This window comes from Microbacterium sp. 2RAF4, assembly GCF_052115285.1.
In the GTDB taxonomy this organism is placed as follows: Bacteria; Actinomycetota; Actinomycetes; order Actinomycetales; family Microbacteriaceae; genus Microbacterium; species Microbacterium oxydans.
This window is the reverse complement of record NZ_JBFRGI010000003.1, coordinates 228,174-248,893: the sequence shown is the minus strand read 5'-3', so window position 1 is coordinate 248,893 and position 20,720 is coordinate 228,174. Positions and strand designations below refer to the sequence as shown.

General features: G+C 68.8%; 20 protein-coding genes and 1 riboswitch. Of the genes, 9 read left to right on the top strand and 11 right to left on the bottom strand.

Annotated features, from left to right (window positions below):
* The first annotated feature begins 60 nt into the window (after window positions 1-60).
* Window positions 61-145: riboswitch (ZMP/ZTP riboswitch) on the top strand.
* 38 nt (window positions 146-183) lie between these two features.
* Window positions 184-1,458: a serine hydroxymethyltransferase gene (gene glyA / locus AB4070_RS14695; RefSeq protein WP_441980756.1), complete on the top strand. Its 1,275-nt coding sequence runs from the start codon at window positions 184-186 to the stop codon at window positions 1,456-1,458.
* Between the two features lie 165 nt (window positions 1,459-1,623).
* Window positions 1,624-2,502: a bifunctional methylenetetrahydrofolate dehydrogenase/methenyltetrahydrofolate cyclohydrolase gene (locus AB4070_RS14690; RefSeq protein WP_441980755.1), complete on the top strand. Its 879-nt coding sequence runs from the start codon at window positions 1,624-1,626 to the stop codon at window positions 2,500-2,502.
* 79 nt (window positions 2,503-2,581) lie between these two features.
* Here the strand turns inward: AB4070_RS14690 and AB4070_RS14685 are convergent, their stop codons facing one another.
* The 9 genes from AB4070_RS14685 to AB4070_RS14645 all read right to left on the bottom strand — a co-directional run bounded on the left by AB4070_RS14685 (window position 2,582) and on the right by AB4070_RS14645 (window position 11,771).
* A complete protein-coding gene (locus AB4070_RS14685) occupies window positions 2,582-3,139 on the bottom strand; it encodes a hypothetical protein (RefSeq protein ID WP_441980754.1) in 558 nt (185 codons plus the stop codon).
* A gap of 31 nt (window positions 3,140-3,170) precedes the next feature.
* Window positions 3,171-3,935, bottom strand: coding sequence for a DUF6882 domain-containing protein (locus AB4070_RS14680; RefSeq protein WP_441980753.1), 765 nt, complete (start codon window positions 3,933-3,935; stop codon window positions 3,171-3,173).
* Window positions 3,932-5,161, bottom strand: a complete 1,230-nt coding sequence (locus AB4070_RS14675; protein WP_441980752.1) for an MFS transporter — start codon at window positions 5,159-5,161, stop codon at window positions 3,932-3,934. Before AB4070_RS14675 ends, AB4070_RS14680 begins: the two co-directional genes overlap by 4 nt.
* Window positions 5,162-5,274: 113 nt before the next feature.
* A complete protein-coding gene (locus AB4070_RS14670; protein ID WP_441980751.1) occupies window positions 5,275-6,075 on the bottom strand; it encodes an HpcH/HpaI aldolase family protein in 801 nt (266 codons plus the stop codon).
* The gene (locus AB4070_RS14665) at window positions 6,060-6,845 is read right to left on the bottom strand and encodes a fumarylacetoacetate hydrolase family protein (protein ID WP_441980750.1); all 786 of its coding nucleotides are present in this window, start codon (window positions 6,843-6,845) and stop codon (window positions 6,060-6,062) included. Before AB4070_RS14665 ends, AB4070_RS14670 begins: the two co-directional genes overlap by 16 nt.
* Window positions 6,846-6,854: 9 nt before the next feature.
* Window positions 6,855-8,018 carry a 3,4-dihydroxyphenylacetate 2,3-dioxygenase gene (gene hpaD, locus AB4070_RS14660; RefSeq protein ID WP_441980749.1) on the bottom strand — a complete coding sequence of 388 codons (1,164 nt, stop codon included), beginning with the start codon at window positions 8,016-8,018 and terminating at the stop codon, window positions 6,855-6,857.
* Between the two features lie 92 nt (window positions 8,019-8,110).
* Window positions 8,111-9,610 (bottom strand): 5-carboxymethyl-2-hydroxymuconate semialdehyde dehydrogenase, encoded by a 1,500-nt coding sequence (hpaE, locus tag AB4070_RS14655; RefSeq protein WP_441980748.1) that lies wholly within the window; start codon window positions 9,608-9,610, stop codon window positions 8,111-8,113.
* A complete protein-coding gene (locus AB4070_RS14650; RefSeq protein WP_441980747.1) occupies window positions 9,607-10,305 on the bottom strand; it encodes a GntR family transcriptional regulator in 699 nt (232 codons plus the stop codon). Before AB4070_RS14650 ends, hpaE begins: the two co-directional genes overlap by 4 nt.
* On the bottom strand, window positions 10,302-11,771 hold the full coding sequence (locus tag AB4070_RS14645; protein WP_441980746.1) for a fumarylacetoacetate hydrolase family protein: 1,470 nt from the start codon (window positions 11,769-11,771) through the stop codon (window positions 10,302-10,304). The genes AB4070_RS14650 and AB4070_RS14645 overlap by 4 nt, the downstream gene beginning before the upstream one ends.
* 150 nt (window positions 11,772-11,921) lie before the next feature.
* Here AB4070_RS14645 and AB4070_RS14640 point away from each other — a divergent pair, with 150 nt between their 5' ends.
* Entirely contained in the window at window positions 11,922-13,301 is a 1,380-nt protein-coding gene (locus AB4070_RS14640; RefSeq protein WP_441980745.1) for an MFS transporter, read from the top strand.
* Window positions 13,302-13,416: 115 nt separating this feature from the next.
* Here AB4070_RS14640 and AB4070_RS14635 read toward each other — a convergent pair whose 3' ends face one another.
* Entirely contained in the window at window positions 13,417-14,124 is a 708-nt protein-coding gene (locus AB4070_RS14635) for an IclR family transcriptional regulator (protein WP_282846156.1), read from the bottom strand.
* A gap of 190 nt (window positions 14,125-14,314) precedes the next feature.
* Between AB4070_RS14635 and AB4070_RS14630 the strand changes: the two genes are divergently transcribed.
* The 6 genes from AB4070_RS14630 to AB4070_RS14605 all read left to right on the top strand — a co-directional run bounded on the left by AB4070_RS14630 (window position 14,315) and on the right by AB4070_RS14605 (window position 20,264).
* Window positions 14,315-16,186, top strand: coding sequence for an FAD-dependent monooxygenase (locus tag AB4070_RS14630; RefSeq protein WP_441980892.1), 1,872 nt, complete (start codon window positions 14,315-14,317; stop codon window positions 16,184-16,186).
* Window positions 16,187-16,273: 87 nt separating this feature from the next.
* Window positions 16,274-17,248 (top strand): ABC transporter ATP-binding protein, encoded by a 975-nt coding sequence (locus AB4070_RS14625; RefSeq protein ID WP_441980744.1) that lies wholly within the window; start codon window positions 16,274-16,276, stop codon window positions 17,246-17,248.
* 1 nt (window position 17,249) lies between these two features.
* On the top strand, window positions 17,250-18,005 hold the full coding sequence (locus AB4070_RS14620; RefSeq protein WP_441980743.1) for an ABC transporter permease: 756 nt from the start codon (window positions 17,250-17,252) through the stop codon (window positions 18,003-18,005).
* A 28-nt stretch (window positions 18,006-18,033) separates the two neighbouring features.
* Window positions 18,034-19,155 carry a sensor histidine kinase gene (locus AB4070_RS14615; protein WP_441980742.1) on the top strand — a complete coding sequence of 374 codons (1,122 nt, stop codon included), beginning with the start codon at window positions 18,034-18,036 and terminating at the stop codon, window positions 19,153-19,155.
* Entirely contained in the window at window positions 19,149-19,778 is a 630-nt protein-coding gene (locus AB4070_RS14610; RefSeq protein WP_441980741.1) for a response regulator, read from the top strand. Before AB4070_RS14615 ends, AB4070_RS14610 begins: the two co-directional genes overlap by 7 nt.
* A gap of 111 nt (window positions 19,779-19,889) precedes the next feature.
* Window positions 19,890-20,264 carry a VOC family protein gene (locus AB4070_RS14605; protein ID WP_441980740.1) on the top strand — a complete coding sequence of 125 codons (375 nt, stop codon included), beginning with the start codon at window positions 19,890-19,892 and terminating at the stop codon, window positions 20,262-20,264.
* Window positions 20,265-20,288: 24 nt separating this feature from the next.
* Here the strand turns inward: AB4070_RS14605 and AB4070_RS14600 are convergent, their stop codons facing one another.
* Complete coding sequence (locus AB4070_RS14600) at window positions 20,289-20,681, bottom strand: VOC family protein (protein WP_441980739.1); 393 nt, start codon at window positions 20,679-20,681, stop codon at window positions 20,289-20,291.
* Window positions 20,682-20,720: the final 39 nt, after the last annotated feature.

Sequence of the window (20,720 nt, the reverse complement as noted above, 5' to 3'; positions counted from 1 at the left end):
ATCGATTCTGCGACCATGGCCGGATCAGCAACGTGCGCGCCGGCTGTGATCGGCTATGCTCGTAACCGTCGCGACTGGCGTCTGGGTGGACTACCACCGGGGAGCGACTGACCACGGAATTCGACCGCGCGCCTGGGCCGATAGGAACACCCCTTTCGAATCCGTCGTCAAAAGGAGCACGTCATGACCGACCGTTACTTCAACGCCCCGCTCTCCGAGGTCGATCCCGAGATCGCCCAGGTGCTCGACCGCGAGCTGAAGCGCCAGCAGACCTTCCTCGAGATGATCGCCTCGGAGAACTTCGTGCCCGTCTCGGTGCTGCAGTCGCAGGGCTCCGTGCTCACCAACAAGTACGCCGAGGGCTACCCTGGGCGGCGCTACTACGGCGGCTGCGAAGAGGTCGACGTCGCGGAAGAGCTCGCGATCTCCCGCGCCAAGAGCCTGTTCGGCGCGGAGTTCGCGAACGTCCAGCCGCACTCGGGTGCGTCCGCGAACGCCGCTGTGCTGCACGCGATCGCCCGCCCCGGCGACACCCTGCTCGGCCTCTCGCTCGACCAGGGCGGCCACCTCACGCACGGCATGAAGATCAACTTCTCCGGCCGGCTCTACGACATCGTCGCCTACGGGGTGGACCCCGAGACCTCGACGATCGACATGGACGAGGTGCGTCGTCTCGCCATTGAGCACAAGCCCAAGGTGATCATCGCCGGCTGGTCGGCCTACCCCCGCACGATGGACTTCGCGGCGTTCCGTGAGATCGCCGACGAGGTCGGGGCACTGCTCTGGGTCGACATGGCGCACTTCGCGGGTCTGGTCGCCGCCGGGCTGCACCCGAACCCGGTTCCTCACGCACACGTGGTCTCCTCGACCGTGCACAAGACCATCGGCGGCCCGCGCTCCGGCTTCATCCTCACCAACGACGCCGAACTCGCCAAGAAGATCAACACCGCGGTGTTCCCGGGCCAGCAGGGCGGGCCGCTCATGCACGTGATCGCCGCAAAGGCGACCGCCTTCAAGCTCGCAGGCACGCCGGAGTTCAAGGAGCGCCAGGAGCGCGTGCTCCGCGGTGCGAAGCTCATCGCCGAGCGTCTGTCGCAGCAGGACGTGAAGGACGCCGGCATCGCCGTGCGCTCGGGCGGGACCGACGTGCACCTCGTGCTCGTCGACCTCCGCGACGCCGAGATCGACGGCAAGCAGGCCGAAGACCTCCTGCACGACATCCACATCACCGTGAACCGCAACGCCGTCCCGAACGACCCCCGTCCGCCGATGGTGACGTCGGGCCTGCGGATCGGCACGCCCGCCCTGGCGACGCGCGGCTTCGGCGACGCCGAGTTCACCGAGGTGGCCGACATCATCGCCCTCGCACTGCTCCCCGGTGCCGACGTCGAGGCCCTCCGCGCGCGCGTGGACACCCTCGCCGCCGCGTTCCCGCTCTACCCCGATCTGCAGCAGTAGCACCTCCCGCTCCCGCTCCTCGCTCGGCGAGTGCACGCGATATCGCCGAGTGCACGGCTCGTTCACGCGAACCGGCCGTGCACTCGCCGAGTACCGGTGCACTCGACGGGGCGCGTGGGGTGAGGGAGCAGGAGCAGGACACGACAGGGAAAGAAGGAAGAAGACATGACCGCGAAGATCCTCGACGGGAAGGCGGCCGCTGCCGCGATCCGTGCCGAGCTCACCGAGCGCGTCGCCGAGCTGAAGAGCAAGGGGATCACGCCGGGAATCGCGACGGTGCTCGTGGGTGCTGATCCGGCGTCGCAGCTGTACGTGGGCATGAAGCACCGGCAGTCCGAGGCGATCGGCATGAACTCGATCCAGCGCGAACTGCCCGCCGATGCGACCCAGGCCGACGTCGAGGCCCTGATCGACGAGCTCAACGCCGACCCCGACTGCCACGGCTACATCGTGCAGCTGCCCCTGCCGAAGCACATCGACACCGACGCGATCCTCGAGCGGATCGACCCGGCGAAGGACGCGGACGGCCTGCACCCGACCAACCTCGGTCGGCTGGTGCTGAACGTGAACAGCCCGATCCACACCCCGCTGCCGTGCACGCCGCGCGGTGTGATCGAGCTGCTGCTGCGCAACGACTACGACCTCAAGGGCAAGCACGTCGTCGTGGTCGGACGCGGGGTGACCATCGGCCGCTCCATCGGACTGCTGCTGACCCGTCGCGACCTCAACGCCACCGTCACGCTCACCCACACCGGAACCGTCGACATGCCGAAGTACCTGCGCGAAGCCGACGTGATCGTCGCCGCCGCCGGGGTGAAGCACCTGATCCGCGCGGAAGACGTGAAGCCCGGAGCTGCCGTGCTCGACGTGGGAGTGACGCGCGAGACCGACTCCGACACCGGCAAGAGCATCGTGTTCGGCGACGTCGCACCGGATGTGGCCGAGGTCGCGGGATACATCTCCCCGAACCCGGGTGGCGTCGGGCCCATGACGGTCGCTCTTCTCATGACGAACGTCGTGGAGGCCGCGGAGCGGTCGCTCTGACGTCGACCGACCTCGAGACGAGAAAGGCGCCCATCCCGGAGGATGGGCGCCTTTCTCGTCTTCGCGGAGCGGGGTCGGATCAGCCCAACTCGTCGAGCATCCGTCGCTGCTCGGGCGTCAGACCGTCTGCGAGCTCGTCACGTGCGGCTCGGGTCTCGGGAGACTCCGGGACGGGCGCAGCGGCGGCGGGCGCCGGCTTCGTCCCGCCCTTCATCCTCGTCTGCACCGAGTCGTAGATCTCGCCGGCCTTCGCCCGCAGGCGATCGTCGATCTGGTCGTAGATCATCCACCCGAACAGCAGCGCCAGGGGCGGCAGCACGAACGCCCAGAAACCGGAGGCGCGCACGCCGCTCAGCCATACCGTGAGCACCCAGACGATGAGCTCGACGAGGTACACCAGCACGTACTGCACGACCTTCTCGCCGGTCTTCGTGCGCTCGGACGCCGATTTCGCCGCCGACCTGCGGAAGGCCCCGGCGAGCAGGGGCTTCACGAACAGGGCGGCGAGAGTCAGGACGACCGATGCCCACAGGGCGTTGAGGCCGACGGAGACGCCGGGCAGCAGCAGACCGATCAGCAGGAGGACCGCGACGTTGAACACGTAGAGCGCGGCGAACCGGACGATTCCGTTCTTCATGCGACCAGAATCCCACACCTCCGGGAGGCGATCACCCCTGGGGCTGCAGGGTGCTCTCGATCCCGCTGATGCGGGCCTGCTCATCGAAGCGGAAGCTCGCGGTTCCCGTGGCATCCGATACCGTCGCCCCGGAGAAGGCCTCGTCCGTCCAGGTGAGGGTCCAACCCGCGAGACGCGCGAGGTCCCAGACCGCCGTGCGCGCGTCGGGGAGCGCCGTGGCGGAGAGGACACGGGGCAGTGCGATGACCGCGTCCGCGACCGTGAGCGGTGCGAGCGGGGCATCGAGGAGGAACACGGCGCGGGTTCCGTTGCCGACCGGGGCGGAGTAGTACGGGGAGCGGCCGGTGAGCTCGACGGCGACGCCGCCGATCGTGTGCGCAGCCTGAGCGATCCACGCGTCGTCGCCGGACGCGCCGTCGGGGAACGGCACCTCCGCCGTCGTCAGTTCCGCGATGCCGTGCTCACTGCCGTAGGCGTGCAGCTGTCCCGCGACGCCCTGCGGGTCGCCGCTCGGGTGCGCCCAGGCCCAGAGGAGGGAACGGGGGCCCGGCGCGATCGTCGCGATCAGGTGGGCGCGGGCGACCAGCTGGCGAGACGGATCCGCGTCCGAGGTGAAGGTGATCGTGCCGGCGGCCAGGTCGGCGTCCCAGCGGTGCTCGCCGAGGGCGTCGGCAGCGGCGGAGAGGGCGTCCTGACGGAGTGCGACGAAGAGGGCGGCACGATCGGCGAGGGGCTGGAGCGCGGCGAAGGTCATGCCCACAGTCTCGCGGTCGATGCTATGAATCCGCTCGCTCATGCGGGGAGCGTCGCGGTTTCCGGCCTGCCCATCCGCCACACGCTCGGCACCGCGAGCGTGAGGAGCGCGACACCCGCGTAGACGGCCCCTGACGTGATCAGAACGGTCGCCGGATCCGCGTGCGTGATCAGCCAGCCGTAGACGAGGGTTCCGATCGGCATCACGACGAAGCTCCCGAGCATGTCGTAGCTCGACACCCGGGAGAGCTTCTCGCCGGGGATGTTCTCCATCATCGCGAGGTTCCAGCCGGTGCTGAACACCTCGGCGCCGGCACCCGCGATGAAGGCGGCCATGGCGAGCAGCACCACGGCGGGGTGGACGCCCAGCATCGTGACGGGGATCGCGAACGCGGCCATGCCGATCATCCCGTAGCGCAGCGGTCGTCGCAGCGGGAACCACATCAGCAGCAGGGTCATCAGCAGCACCCCGACGCCTTCGGCGCTGACCACCCATCCCCAGCCGGTGATGCCCAGCAGGTCGTTATTCTTGGCGATGTACGGACCCACGACACCCCACGCACCCACATGGATGGCGTTCATGATCATGAAGGCGAGCACGATCGTCCACAGCCATGACCGGCTCCAGAACTCCCGCCAGCCGATGCGGAGGTCGTGGAACATCGTGGTGCCGCCGGCGTGCGATGGCGGCGGGAGCTTCACGAGCGCCAGCACCGGGATCGCGATCACCCAGCCGGCGGCCTGCACCACCATCGCCCACGCCGGCCCCGCCGTCGCCACCAGGACGCCGGCGATGATCGGGCCGCCGATGGTCACGGCGGACCGCACGAAGGACAGCATCGCGTTCGCCTGCTGCAGGTGCTCCGGCGTTGTCAGCTGCGGGATGATGCCCTGCATCGCGGGCAGCACGAACGCCGTGGAGGCGCCGTTCACGATCGACAGCACGATGAGCAGAGGGATCGTGGCGGTGCCGGTGAACAGCAGTGCCGCGATCGTGCCGATCGAGAGGATGTCGACCACGTAGCAGGCCTGGATGATCAGCGCGCGGGGGAGACGATCGGCGATCACTCCGCCGAACAGCACGAACACGATGTTGCTGATCGTGAACGCAGCGAGCACGAGCGACAGCGACCTGGCGTCGTTGTCGATCTCGAGGACGGCGAACGCGAGCGCGATCGACGACATCGAGCCGGCGATCATCGTGATGGCGCGAGCCAGGAAGAACCAGCGGAAGTTGCGGTCCTGCATCGCGGCGAGCCCGCGGATCACCTCACGACCTCGCCTCTGTGCACCCGGCTATCCTGCCACGGCCCGCGGCCCTTCGAATCGCGCAAATGGGTGCATCCGGGACCTGGATACGATCACGTGCGCGATTCGAACGATCAGTAGCTGGCGCGGTCGGCGGTCTCCACGGCGATGAAGCGGGTGGCGAGAGCCTCGGAGGCGCGGGCGAGCAGCGCCACATCGGCCCCGACCGCCACGAAGTCGGCGCCCGCCGCGAGATAGGCATCGGCGGCCGTGGGGTCGAAGGCGTTCACACCCACGGCCTTGCCCGCAGCCTTCACGGCGGCGAAGACCTTCTCGACGGCGGCCGTGACCTCGGGGTGCGTCTGCTGGCCGAGCAGTCCCATCGACGCGGAGAGGTCGGAGGGACCGACGAACACCGCATCCACGCCGTCGACCGCCGCGATGTCGGAGGCGGCTTCGACGCCCGCAGCCGTCTCGATCTGCACGGTGAGGGAGACGTGCTGCGCGGATTCCTGCAGATACCGGTCGACGCGATTCCAGCGGGCGCTGCGTGCCAGAGCGCTGCCCACTCCGCGCACGCCCTCCGGCGGGTACCGGGTCGCGGCGACGGCGGTGCGCGCCTCTTCGGCGGACGACACCATCGGGACGATGAGGTTCTGCGCCCCGAGGTCGAGGACCTGCTTGATCGCGACGGTGTCATTCGACGGCACCCGCACGAGGGGAGCGATCGGGTAGGCGGCGACCGCCTGAAGCTGCACCAGCACGGACTCCAGCGTGTTCGCCGAGTGCTCCATGTCGATCAGCAGCCAGTCGAGTCCCGACCCCGCGGCGACCTCGGCGAGCAGCGGGCTGCCGGAGCAGACCCACATCCCCACGAGCGATCGGTCGGAGTCGGCCAACTGCTCGCGGAAGGAGGGAGCTAGACGAAGCGGCATGCGATTGTTCCCATCGGTCCGTAGTCGCACAGCACCTCGTCGCCGCGCGACACCCACATCGGGCGTGTGAACGATCCTGCCAGGATGATCTCGCCCGCTTCGAGACGCGCGCCGTGCTGGTGGAACTTGTTCGCGAGCCATGCCACTCCGGTGGCCGGGTGCCCGAGCACCCCGGCGGCGACACCGGTCTCCTCGATCTCGCCGTTGCGGGAGAGCACGCCGGGCACCCACCGCAGGTCGATCTCGTCCGGGTGCTTGTGCACCGTGCCGAGCACCATCGCCCCGTAGGCGGCGTTGTCGCTGATGGTGTCGACGATCGTCCGGCCCTCGAGCTCGATGTGCGAGTTCAGCACCTCGAGCGCCGGCACCGCGTAGTCGATCGCGGCGAGAGCATCCTCGAGGGTGCAGTCCGGCCCCTCGAGCGGCGTCTTCAGCACGAAGGCCAGCTCGACCTCGATGCGCACGTTCGAGAAGTGATCGACGGGGATCTCGGCGCCGGACTCGTGCACGGTGTCGTCGAACATGACGCCGTAGTCCGGTTCGGTGATCCCCGTCGCCTGCTGCATGGCCTTGGAGGTCAGGCCGATCTTGCGCCCCACGAGTCGACGTCCCGCAGCGATCTGCGAGTCCCTCCAGACACCCTGGATCGCGTACGAATCCTCGACCGTGGCTTCGGGGTACCGCGCCGTGATGCGCGGGATCACGCTGTGCGCGCGGTCGGCATGGGCGAGTTCTGCGGCGATCGCGGCGATCGTCTCCTCTGACAGCATCGGATCCTCCTAGAGCTGGTGGCCGAGCTTGTACTCGCCCTGCTTGTATTCGGGCATGTCCTTATCGTCGTCAGCTCGCGTGTAGGAGAAGCCGTCGGCGCCGATGGTCACGGCCATCTCGCTGGAGTCGGTGCGGGCGACCACAGGTTGCGGGTTGCCGTCGAGGTCGAGCACCAGAGACGCATCCGTGTACCAGGACGGGACGACGGGGTTGCCCCACCAGTCGCGGCGCTGGTTGTCGTGCACGTCCCAGGTGATGACCGGGTTGTCGGGGTCGCCCGTGTAGTAGTCCTGCGTGTACACCTCGACGCGGTGCCCGTCGGGGTCGCGCAGGTAGAGGTAGAACGCGTTGCTCACACCGTGACGGCCGGGACCGCGCTCGATCGAGTCGGACCGGCGCAGAGCTCCGAGCTTGTCGCAGATCGCGAGGATGTTGTGCTTCTCGTGCGTCGCGAAGCACACGTGGTGCATACGGGGTCCGTCGCCGCCGGTCATGGCCGTGTCGTGCACGGTGGGCTTGCGGCGCATCCAGGCGGCGTAGACCGTGCCCTCCTCGTCCTGGATGTCCTCCGTGACGCGGAAGCCGAGGTCCTGCATGAAGCCGACGGCGCGCGGCACATCGGGGGTGACCTGGTTGAAGTGGTCGAGCCGCACCAGCTCGCCGGGGATGTGCAGGTCGTACCGCCACGACATCCGCTCGACGTGCTCGGTGGCGTAGAAGAACTCGTACGGGAAGCCGAGGGGGTCGACCACACGCACCGAGTCGCCGATGCCCTTCACGAAGCCGTCCTCCCTGCGGCGCACGTCGCAGCCCAGCTCGGTGTAGAACTCGACGGCGCGGTCGAGGTCCTCCGGCGTGCGGACGCGGTACGAGAAGGCGGCGACGGCGGCGATCGGTCCCTTGCGCAGCACGAGGTTGTGGTGGATGAACTCCTCGGTCGAGCGCAGGTAGATCGCCTCGTCGTCCTCCGCGGTCACGTACAGACCCAGGATGTCGACGTAGAACTGGCGCGACGCGGCGAGGTCGGTGACCACGAGCTCCATGTAGGCGCAGCGGAGGATGTCCGGCGGCGAGCTCTGCGGCGTCGCGATGGGGTTGTCCGAGCGGATCGGCGCCTCCTGGGAGACGTAGAAGCCCGAGGAGGTCAGGGTCATGTCGTCGCGGTGTGTCATGTCAGCGTCCTTGCTTACGGTTCCGGTCGCGATATTCCAGGGGAATCGGGCGAGAAGCCTGTCATATCGCGACCGGAGCGGAGGGGTTGTGGTCAGTTCTTGCCGAAGGTCGGGTTGTGCGAGTGCTCCGCGAGCGTGATGTGCACACTCTGCTGGTCGGTGTAGAAGTCGATGGAGCGGTAGCCGCCCTCGTGGCCGAGGCCCGATGCCTTCACACCGCCGAACGGGGTACGGAGGTCCCGCACGTTGTTGCTGTTCAGCCACACCATGCCGGCTTCGACCGACTGCGCGAAGTTGTGCGCGCGCTTGAGGTCGTTGGTCCAGATGTAGGCGGCCAGACCGTACTTGGTGTTGTTCGCGAGCGACAGCGCCTCCGCGTCCGAGTCGAAGGGGGTGATCGCGACGACCGGGCCGAAGATCTCCTCCTGGAAGATACGGGCGTCGGGGGAGACATCGGCGAACACGGTCGGTGCGACGAAGTTCCCTTCCTCGAAGCCTTCCGGACGGCCGCCGCCGGCGACCAGACGGCCCTCGCCCTTGCCGATCTCGACGTAGCTCATCACCTTGTCGTAGTGCTCGGGGTGAACGAGCGCTCCGACCTCCGTGGCGGGGTCGTGCGGGTAGCCGACCTTCACGCGCTTCGCCTGCGCCGCGTAGCGCTCCACGAACTCCTCGTAGATCGACCGCTCTACGAGGATGCGCGAACCTGCCGTGCAGCGCTCGCCGTTCAGGGAGAAGACTCCGAAGATGGTCGCGTCGACGGCTGCCTCCAGGTCGGCATCGGCGAAGACCACGGCGGGCGACTTGCCACCGAGCTCCATCGAGAGCCCCTTGAGGAAGGGCGCCGCGTTGCCGAAGATCAACTGCCCGGTCGAGCTCTCGCCGGTGAACGAGATGAGCGGCACGTCGGGGTGCTTCACCAGGGCGTCGCCCGCATCTTCGCCGAGACCGTTCACGAGGTTGAACACGCCCTGGGGAAGGCCGGCTTCCTCGAAGATGCCCGCCCACAGGGACGCCGACAGGGGCGTGAACTCGGCCGGCTTCAGCACGACCGTGTTGCCGGTGGCGAGGGCGGGGCCGAGCTTCCAGGACTCGAGCATGAACGGTGTGTTCCAGGGGGTGATGAGTCCCGCCACGCCGATGGGCTTGCGGTTGACGTAGTTCATCTGCTTGCCCGGCACCTTGAAGGCGTCGTCGGCCTGCGCGACGATCAGATCGGCGAAGAAGCGGAAGTTCTCGGCGGCGCGGCGGGCCTGACCCAACGCCTGCGTGATCGGCAGGCCGGAGTCGTACGACTCCAGCTCGGCGAGCCGGGCGTCGCGGGACTCCACGATGTCGGCGATCTTGTGCAGCACGCGCGAGCGCTCGCGCGGCAGCATGCGCGGCCAGGGACCTTCGTCGAAGGCGCGCTTGGCGGCGGCCACCGCGAGCTCGATGTCGGCCTTCTTGCCGGCGGCGGCCGTGGTGTAGGTCTTGTTCGTCACCGGGTCGAGCACGTCGAACGTGTCGCCGTCGACGGAATCCACGAAGGCGCCGTCGATGTAGTGCTGGATGTGGTCGGGGAGGTCCGCGGGGATGCGCGAATCGGTCATGAGTTTTCTCCGGTCGTCTGTGCTGAAGTCGTCTGTGCGGAACGGGTGTGCAGGGCGTCGAGGAACGCGTCCATGGTGCGCCAGCGGTGGTTGCGGGCGGCGAGCTCGATCTCGAGCGGGTCGGCACCCGCACGGATGAGGTCGAGGATCTCGGTGTGCTCTTCGACCGAATGCTGGGCGCGCCCAGGAATCGAGGCGAAGGTCGTCTCGCGGATGCCGGAGAGCCGCGACCAGCCGCGGTGCACGAGATCGAGCAGGTGCGGGTTGGGGCACGGCTCGAACAGCACCGAATGGAACTGGCGGTTGAGCTCGGTGAAGGCGTGCGCGTCGAGGTGGTCGAGCATCTGCGCCATCCGGTCGTTGATCCTGGCAGCCTCGTCGAGGGCCTGGTCGTCGAGCAGGGGAGCGGACAGGGCGGTGGCGCAGCCCTCGACGAGGCCGAGCGTCTGCATCGTGTGCGCGTACTCGCTCTCATCGACGAGGGTCACCCGCGCGCCGACGTTGCGCTCGAACGTCACGAGTCCTTCGGCCTCGAGACGGCGGATCGCCTCTCGCACGGGGACGACGCTCATCTGGAGATCGTCGGCGATGGATCCCAGCACCAGCCGGTATCCGGGGCTGAACATGTGTCCCGTGATGCGCGAGCGCAGCCACTCGTACGCGACCTCGGACTTGCTCGCGGCCGTCGTGGTCATCGCGCGCTCCCGTCGGATACGGCCTTCTCGTAGCGTGCCCGCCACTCGGCGTTCAAGGGGAAGAGGCCGTCGACCGGGTGTCCTGCGGCGACCTGCTCGGCGATCCAGGCGTCCTCGATCTCCTGCGCGACGGCGCTCGCCGCGACCTCGGCGGCCAGGGCCGGTGGGATCACGATCACGCCGTCGCTGTCGCCGACGATGATGTCGCCGGGCTGCACGGTCGCTCCGCCGCAGGAGATCGTGACGTCCACGTCCCACGGCACGTGCTTGCGACCGAGCACCGACGGGTGCGCGCCCTGCGAGAACACGGGAAGGCCGATCTCGGCCACCGCGTCGTAGTCGCGGACGCCGCCGTCGGTGACGACTCCCGCTGCACCGCGCACCTTGGCGCGCAGGGCCAGGATGTCGCCGAGCGTGCCCGTCGTGGCATCGCCGCGAGCTTCGATCACGATGACCTCGCCGTCCTCCACGGCGTCGAACGCCCGCTTCTGGGCGTTGTAGCCGCCGCCGTGCGAGGCGAAGAGGTCTTCGCGGAACGGGACGAAGCGCAGCGTCTTCGCGGTGCCGACGATCTTCTGTCCCGGGATGTTGACCGAGACCCCGTCGATGAAGCAGGAGTGGTGTCCGCGCTTGCGGAGCTGCGCCGAGAGTCCGGCCGTCGGCGCCTCCCGCAGCTGTGCGCGCAGTTCGGGTGTGAGACCGGGAGCCTTCTCGACGGGAGGCAGTCCTGCTTCTGCCCGCGAGCCCCATGCCTCGGTGCGCTGCAGGTCGTCCACGGCGGGGAGCGAGCCGATTTCTCCGTCGAACGGAGACTCACCCTGCGTCACGGTGGTGACGAGGCGCCCCGAGCTCGGGGCTCCCGGTGCATCCGGTGCGTCCACCTCGACCTCGACGACGTCGCCGGGGACGATGACGGATGAGCCGGCGGGTGTGCCGGTGAGGATCACATCGCCGGGCTCGAGCGTGAAGTGCTGGGACAGGTCGGCGACGAGTTGGGCGAGCGGGAAGATCAGCCCTGCCGTGGTGTCGTCCTGGCGGAGCTCGCCGTTGACCCAGGTGCGTACGCGCAGCGCAGCGGGGTCGACGGTGCGGGCATCGATCAGCTCGGGCCCGAGCGGGGTGTACCCGTCGCCGCCTTTGGAGCGCACGTTCGAGCCCTTGTCGTTCGCGCGCAGGTCGTACAGGCCGAGGTCGTTCGAGGCGGTCACCCAACCCACGTGGGACCAGGCGTCGTCGAGGGAGACGCGGCGCGCGGCGGAGCCGATGACGAGCGCGATCTCTCCCTCGAACGCGAGCAGCTCGGTACCGGCGGGCCGCTCGACGGTGCCGCCGGAGACGCCGACGGAGCTGGCCGGCTTGAAGAAGTAGGAGGGGGCGGCGGGGCGCCGGCCGCGCTGATCCGCACGGGAGGCGTAGCTCAGGTGGATCGCGATGATCTTGCCGGGGCGGTCGATGGGTTCCGTCACGGGGCGCCTCCTCGCGCTGTCGGTGTCCTGCGCGACGCCTTGTGCGTCGTATTCGAAATCATATATTATCGGTTCACCCCTCGGCAAGCACTCCGGATTCACGTCCGTCGCGCGCCGTGACAATGCGGTCACAACCAAAGGAGACACCCCATGAGCGGGCAGTCACAGGCTGGGTTCACGCCCACCGGAACCATCGCGACAGCGGCAGACAGACGTCGTGTCGTGTTCGCCACCGTCGTCGGCACCACCGTCGAGTGGTACGACTTCTTCATCTACGCCACGGCCGTCGGGCTCGTCTTCGGCCAGCTCTTCTTCGCCCCGCTCGGCGAGAACAGCGCCCTGATCGGCTTCGCGACAGTCGGTGTCAGCTTCCTGTTCCGTCCCCTCGGCGCCTTCCTCGCCGGCCACTACGGTGACAAGCTCGGGCGCAAGACCGTGCTGATGTGGACGCTGATCCTGATGGGTGCGGCCACGGCCCTCATCGGCATCCTCCCCACCTACGAGACCATCGGGCTGATGGCGCCGATCCTGCTGGTGCTGCTGCGCATCGTGCAGGGCATCTCGGCGGGCGGCGAGTGGGGCGGCGCGGTGCTGATGGCCGTCGAGCACGCTCCCCGCAAGAAGCGTGGCATCTTCGGAGCGTCCCCGCAGATCGGCGTGCCTCTCGGCCTCCTGCTCGCCTCCGGTGTGATGGCGCTCATGACGGTGATCGCCCCGGGCGACCAGTTCCTCGCGTGGGGTTGGCGCGTGCCGTTCCTGCTGAGCGTCGTGCTGATCCTCGTCGGCTACTACGTGCGCCGCAAGGTCGAGGAGAGCCCGGTGTTCACCGAGCTCGCGGCTCGCAAGGAGAAGGCCAGGATGCCGATCGCGCAGCTGTTCCGCAAGCACCTGCTGCTCGTGATCGTCGCCGCGTTCGTGTTCGCCGGCAACAACGCGGTCGGCTACATGACCACCGGTGGCTACATCCAGGGGTATGCCACGGACCCCGCGGGCTCCATCGGCCTCGAGCGCGGCCCCGTGCTCTGGGCTGTCGCCGGATCCGCGGTCACCTGGCTGCTCACGACACTCCTCGCGGGGTGGCTCTCCGACCGCATCGGCCGCCGCACGACGTACATCGTCGGCTGGGTGCTGCAGCTGGTGGGTGTGTTCACGCTGTTCCCGCTGGTCAACACCGGCGAGGTCGGCCTGCTGTTCGCCGGACTCGCGATCCTCACCATCGGACTCGGATTCACCTACGGCCCGCAGGCGGCGCTGTACGCTGAGCTGTTCCCTGCGAGCATCCGGTTCTCGGGCGTCTCGATCTCGTACGCCATCGGTGCCATCGCCGGTGGGGCCTTCGCGCCGACGATCGCGACGGCCATCGTGAAGGCGACCGGCTCGACGGGGGCCGTCACCTGGTACCTGGCCGGCATGACCGTGCTGGGTCTCGTCGCGACCCTGCTGCTGCGCGACCGCTCGGGCATCCCGCTCGGACCGGATCACGAGGAGGAGCAGTCCGTCAGCCCGATCTACGGACTCGCGAAGGCCTGAGCAGCACACGCTCTTCGACCTGCTCCCGTCGCACTCCCTGTCGTCTGCCGTACGGCGACCGACAGGAAGTGCGGCGGGAGCGTTCGTCTGTGCAGGGTCTTCGCGGAGCCGGGCGTCAGCCGTCGAGAGCGTCGCGGATGTCCGACGCCGCACGCTGGAGCCGTGCGGCGATCTCGGCATCGTCGAGGTCTGTGGACACGTGCACCACGGCGATCGCGGCGGGGCGCTGCCCGCGCAGGGCGAGGGGGACGGCGACGGCCTGCACCGTGGGGATGACCTCGTCGTGGCTCGTCGCATAGCCGCGGATGCGGGTCGACTCCACATCGCCGGCGAGGGTCGGCGGCACGACCGCCGGCCACTCATCCTCGGGGAGCAGCGACAGGATGGCCTTGCCGGGTGCGCCGACAGTGACCGGGTGACGGGCGCCAGGGCGCTGGGCGACGCTCGCGACGGCATGCCGGGGCTCGACGCTCGCGAGGGTGATGCACTCCTCGCCGTCCAGCACGCCGAGGAAGCAGGTCATGCCGAGTTCGTTGGCGATGGCCGTGAGCTCGGGCAGTGCCTCGGCCTGGAGGTCGTGCGCGACGCCGGCTGCGAGTGCGGCCATCCGGGCGCCGAGGCTCACGGCCCCTGCGGCATCGCGCGTGACGAGACCGTGGTCCTCCAGCGTGCGCAGCAGTCGATAGGCGATCGAGCGGTGCACGCCGAGTCGGGACGCGAGCTCGTCGATCGTGAGGGGCGTGCGGGCATCGGCCAGCACCTCGAGGATCCGGATGCCGCGGCTCAGAGTCTGCGAAGCGGGAGAGGTGGTGCTGCCGGGCATGGGGGTGCTCCCTTGCGATGACGGACGGCGCGGTTTAGGCTGTGTTCAATAGTAGAACTCTCTGTTCGAATATAGAACACAGGTGTTTTTCACCGCAAGAGTTCCTCACATACGACACGACGCGCAACGCCCGACGCGCATGACCCGACACCCAACACCCGACGAAGACGTCCGGAAGGAATCGACGACGATGCAGTTCCACCACCACGGCTATGTGTCCGCTGACCCGCGCGTGCAGGACGCGGCCGGCATCGGCGCAGCCCGCCCCGCCGACCTTCCTGACGAGATCGACGTGCTCATCGTCGGATCGGGGCCTGCCGGAATGCTGCTGGCCGCCCAGATGGCGCAGTACCCCGAGATCTCCACCCGCATCATCGAGAAGCGCGACGGCCGCCTCCCACTCGGACAGGCCGACGGCATCCAGCCGCGCAGCGTCGAGACGTTCCAGGCGTTCGGGTTCGCCGAGCGGATCATCGCCGAGGCCTACAACATCGGCTGGATGAACTTCTGGGGCCCGAACCCCGACAAGCGCGACGAGATCGTCCGCACCTCCCGTACGGCCGACTACGCCTACGACATCTGCGAGTTCCCGCACCTCATCGTCAACCAGGCGCGCGTGCTCGACTACTTCGCCGAGGCCGCGGCGAACGGCCCAGGGCGGATCCTGCCCGACTACGGGATCGAGTTCACCGGGCTCACGGTCCACGACGAGGGGGAGTACCCGGTCGAAGTGGGAATCCGCTACGTCGCAGGTGAGCGCGCGGGGGAAGAGCGCACGATCCACGCGAAGTTCGTCGCCGGCTGCGACGGTGCGCGCAGCGGCGTGCGACAGGCCATCGGACGCACGCATGTCGGCGCCTCCGCCGCGCATGCCTGGGGTGTGATGGACGTGCTCGTCAACACCGACTTCCCGGACTGGCGCACCAAGTGCGCGATCAACTCGGAGGCGGGCAACATCCTGCATATCCCGCGCGAGGGCGGATACCTCTCGCGCATGTACATCGACCTCGGTGAAGTCGCGGAGGACGATGACCACCGGGTGCGCCAGACTCCCATCGAGGAGATCATCCGTCGCGCCAACGCCATCCTGCACCCGTACACGCTCGACGTGCGCGAAGTCGCCTGGCACAGCGTGTACGAGGTCGGCCACCGCGTGACCGACGGCTTCGACGACGTCATCGACGGCTCCGGACGCACACCCCGCGTGTTCCTCACCGGCGACGCCTGCCACACGCACAGCGCCAAGGCCGGCCAGGGCATGAACGTGTCCATGCAGGACGGCTTCAACCTCGGATGGAAGCTCGGGTCGGTGCTCACGGGCCGGGCTCCCGAGGCGCTCCTGGCCACGTACGGCGCCGAGCGGCGCCCCGTCGCCCAGCAGCTGATCGACTTCGACCGCGAATGGTCGAGCCTGATGGCCCGCAAGCCCGAGGAGATCTCCGACCCCAACGAACTGGCCACGTACTACCTCGCAACGGCCGAGTTCCCGTCCGGGTTCATGACGCAGTACACGCCCTCCATGATCACGGGGAGCGCCGCGCACCAGGCGCTGGCGCCCGGCTATCCCCTGGGCAAGCGGTTCAAGTCGGCCGAGGTCGTGCGTGTCGGCGACGGCAACGTGGTGCACCTCGGACACCATGCGAAGGCCGACGGGCGCTGGCGCGTGTACGCGTTCGGCGACCGCACCGGCGATGCGCTCGCCGCGTGGGCGGAGCAGGCCGGTCCGCTGTTCGCGCGCTTCACTCCGGCGGACGCCGACGTCGATGCGATCTTCGACGTCAAGGCCGTCTACCAGCAGCCCTTCGAGGAGGTCGAGGTCACCTCGGCACCCGAGCTGTTCCAGCCGAAGACCGGGCCCCTCGGGCTCACCGACTGGGAGAAGGTCTACGCGGCGGGTCCCAGCAAATGGACGGAGACCGACATCTTCGCAGCGCGCGAGCTGTCGCGCGACGGCGTGGTGGTCGTGGTGCGCCCCGACCAGTATGTGGCGGCGATCCTGCCCTTGGGCGACACGGCCGAGCTCTCCGAGTTCCTCGAGGGGGCGCTGCTCCCGGCACGATGAGCCGAGGCTCTCGACATGACACGTGTCACGTCGAGGCGATGACACCGCCCTCCGGACTCCTCGTCGGCATCGGGCGAGGCTGGAGGCATGGACAACACCTCAAGGGACGGATCGGCGACGCGGGTCATCGCGCGACCGGTTTCCGCGGCCCAGACCGATGACCCTGTGGTGCTGGAGCTCAGCGCCGTGAGACGACACTTCGGTGCCGGGGAGCGCCGTGTGCAGGCCGTGGACGGAGTCGACCTGTCCATCCGGCGGGGCGAGGTCGTGGCGCTGCTGGGACCGAACGGGGCCGGCAAGACGACCACGCTCGACATGCTGCTGGGACTCACCGAACCGAGCAGCGGCACCGTCCGCGTGCTCGGGGTGGCTCCGGAGCGTGCGACCTCCAGCGGTGCGATCGGCGCCGTGCTGCAGACGGGCGGATTGCTGGGCGACCTCACCGTCGGGGAGACCGTGCACCTCATCGCCTCCCTCTACGGAGACGAGGCGCGGGGCAGGGTCGATGAGGTCATGGCGCGCGCCGACCTCACGGCTCTCGCCCGCCGACGGGTGTCGAAGTGCTCGGGTGGTGAGCAGCAGCGCGTGAAGTTCGCGCTCGCCATGATCTCCGACCCCGACATCCTGGTGCTCGACGAGCCGACGGCGGGGATGGATGTCACCGCCCGCCGCCACTTCTGGGACGTGATGCGTGCGGATGCCGACGCGGGACGCACGATCGTCTTCGCCACCCACTACCTCGAAGAGGCGGAGCAGTTCGCCCGGCGGACCGTCGTGATGCATCGCGGAACGGTCGTCGCTGACGCCCCCACCGCGCTGCTGCGCGCCAGCCTCGGGGAGCGGACGGTGTCCGCGACGGTCGACGACGACCCGACCGCGCTCGTCGCGACGCTGACGGCGACGGAGGGGATCGCAACCGTGCGTGTGGACGGGGATCGTCTCAGTCTGCGCGCGACGGACTCCGATGCGGCAGCCCGGATCCTCCTCGCCGGCGGCGCGCATGACCTCGAGATCGCCGCCCCCACCCTCGAAACCGCCTTCACGGCTCTGACGGAGAACTGACATGCTCGTCTCACCCACCATGCTGCGCATCGAAGGCGTCCGCCAACTGCGCAACCCCTACACGCTCGCGTTCACCCTGGCGATGCCCGTCGCGATGTACCTGCTGTTCGGTGCCGGGATGGGATACGGCTCGCTCTCAGCCGGCCACGGGAACGTCTCGTTCTACGTCATGACCTCGATGGCGGCGTACGGCACGGCTGTGGCGATGAGCTCCCTCACCTCGCTCGCGGCGACCGAGGCGAAGCAGGGGTGGGGTCGGCAGCTCGCGATGACCCCGCTCACCACTGCGGGGTATGCGCTGACCAAGCTGCTCACTGCCGTGTCCTTCGCCGCGCTCGCCCTGATCGCGGTGTTCGCGGCCGGGATGATGACCGGTGCTCAGGCCGAGGACGCCTGGCGGTGGGTCGCGACGGCGGGCATCATCCTCGGGATCGGTCTCATGTACGGGCTGTTCGGACTCGGTGTCGGACTGTTCTTCAGCTCGGACTCGGCCGCGGCGCTCGCATCCATCTCGATGACGTTCTTCGCGTTCTTCGGCAACGTGTTCATGCCCCTCGACGGCGTGATGCTCGACATCGCCCGGTTCACCCCGCTGTACGGCTTCGTGGCGCTGAGCCGCTGGCCCCTCACCGATGGGGTGCTCACGACGGGGCAGACCGATCCGCTGTGGATGCTGTTCCTCAACGTGGCCGTCTGGCTCACCCTCTTCGCGCTCCTCGTCGCGATGGGAATGAAGCGCTCGCGGGCGCGGCAGTAGTGGCACGCGGCGACAGTAGGTTGGACGGATGACGCCGCACGAGAAGCGCACGACGAGCCGCGCCACGGGAAAGGACCCCTGGGCGCGGTTCGGCTGGCTGATGGCCGTGGTGTGGCTGGTGTTCCTCGTCTACCCCGTGATCGCCCTGCTCGGTTCCGAGGCGCCCCTCGCCTGGGTGGTCGGGGGATGGGTCGCTCTGGTGGCTTTCGTCGTGCTCTACGTCACCGGGTTCATGCACGGCATGCGCGGGGGTGGCGGGCTGGGGCGCACTCCGTCGAAGCGGCAGTGGGCCACATTCGCCGCACTCATCGTCTGCGCCATGGTCTCCGTGCCCGCCGAAGGCGGATCGGCGCTCAGCTTCCTGCCTTTCATCATGTCGTTCGCGTCCTACGGCCTGACACGCGCATGGCACTGGATCACGACCATCGCGGCGATCACTCTGACCGCACTCTGCGTGTTCCTGATCCCTGGCGGACTGAGCTACCTGTCGGTGCTCGCGATCGTCGCCCTGCTCGGGGTGGTCAACACGGTGTCGACGTGGCTCATCCTGCGTTCGGCCGAGGCGGAGCGGCTCGGCCTCGAACTCGCGACCAGCGAGGGGCGCGAAGCCGTGGCCCGTGACGTGCACGATCTGATCGGGCATTCGCTGACGGTGGTGGGTCTCAAAGCGCAGCTGGTGCGGAGACTCATGGACTCCGACCCCGAACGCGCCAGGGCCGAGCTCGCAGACATCGAGCGGCTGACGGCAGAGGCGATCGCCGGAGTGCGCTCGACGGTCGCAGGAGCGCGGGCGACCACCCTGATCGAGCAGCTCGCTTCTTCGCGGGATTCGCTCCGCGCGGCGGACATCGAGATGCGAGTCGATGGGGAGCCGGAGGCACTGTCGCCGGTGCAGGCCATCACGGCGAGCTGGATCCTCCGCGAGGCGACCACCAACGTCCTGCGGCATTCGCGAGCCCGCACCGTGCGGGTCATCCTGTGGCCGGGGCGGCTCGCCGTGGAGGACGACGGAGTGGGTATCGGCGCGGGTATCGCCACCGCAGAGGGCAACGGCATCCGCGGCATGCGGGAGCGCGCGGCGGCTGCGGGGGCGGCGTTCGCCCTCGGCTCGACCGAGAACGACGGAACCCGCGTGGAGGTGACATGGTGACGGCACCCGGCGATGGGTCCATCCGATTGCTGATCGCCGACGATCAGGCGCTCGTGCGAGGCGCGCTCGGTGCGCTGCTCGACCTCGAGCCCGACCTGACCGTGGTCGGCATGGCCGCGGACGGCGCGGAGGCGGTGCGGCTCGCGGAGGAGCTCCATCCCGACGTGTGCCTGATGGACATCCAGATGCCGGGCATGGACGGTGTGGAGGCGACGCGACGGATCAGACAGGTGAGCGGGGGGACGCGCGTCCTCGTGGTAACCACCTTCGCGCGCCCCGGCTATCTGCGCTCCGCGTTGGACTCCGGGGCGAGCGGGTTCATCGTGAAGGACACTCCCGCGGAGACGCTCGCCGACGCCGTCCGTCGCGTCCACTCGGGATTGCGGGTGCTGGATCCGCAGCTCGCCGCCGACGGCCTGTTCGACGGAGCGAACCCGCTGAGCGACCGGGAACGCCAGGTGCTGCGACTCGCCGCCGACGGACGCTCGGCGGCTGCGATCGCCGCCGAGGTGTTCCTGTCGGCCGGCACCGTGCGCAACCATCTGTCCGCCGCCATCGGCAAGACCGGAGCGAGCAATCGTGCGCAGGCGGTGCGTATCGCGCTCGACAAGGGGTGGATCTGACGCCGAGGATCGCGGCGTCTCGGCGGTGTCGTCTCGGAGTCTAGGCAGTGTCGGTGGCCCCGCGTACCGTGGGGGCTGACGGGCGACGGAGCCCGACAGGAGGAGTGCGTGATGGACTGGAAGATCGAACTCATCTTCGTGCCGGTCACCGATGTGGACCGGTCCAAGGAGTTCTACGAGAGGATCGGATTCACCCCCGATCATGACCAGACGCCCGTCGAGGGGCTGCGCTTCGTGCAGATGACACCGCCGGGGTCCGCCTGCTCGATCGCGTTCGGCACCGGGTTGGGCATCGAGCTCGAGCCGGGACAGCAGAACACGATCCAGGTCGTCGTCCCCGATGCCGACGAGGCGCTCGCGCACCTGCAGGGGCTCGGCGTCGAGGCACGGGGCGTCCAGGATCTCGATTGGGGACGGTTCGTGTCGTTCGACGATCCCGACGGGAACACCTGGACGTTGCAGGAGCTGCCCGACTACGGCGCCTAGGGGCCTGACAGCACGCCGGCTCGGCTACGACGGGTCCGCGACCACTTCGATCTTGAAGCCGGAAGTGTTCTCGAGCCAGCCCGCGTAGTGCTGGTCGCCGCCGGCGTGCGGGTAGCGCTCCGCATACAGGGGTCGCCAGCCGTGGCGCTCGGCCTCGGCCATCAGCGTGTCCACTGCGGTGCGATCACCGCCCTGGAAAGCCAGATGGTTGAGGCCGGCGCGTCGACGGTCGTGTGCGGGGCTCGACAGATTCGGAGACATCGTGAGCGTGAGATAGCTGCCTCCTGCGGCCCAGGACTCGCCGCCGCTCCATTCGCTCGCCAGGGAGAACCCCACACGCTCGAGGATCCAGCGCCACTGCGCGCGCACCTCATCGAGGTCGGCGATCCACAGCTCGACGTGATGGAGACCAGGCATCGTCCGATTCTGCCATTCACCTCACGGTCACGGTCCGGT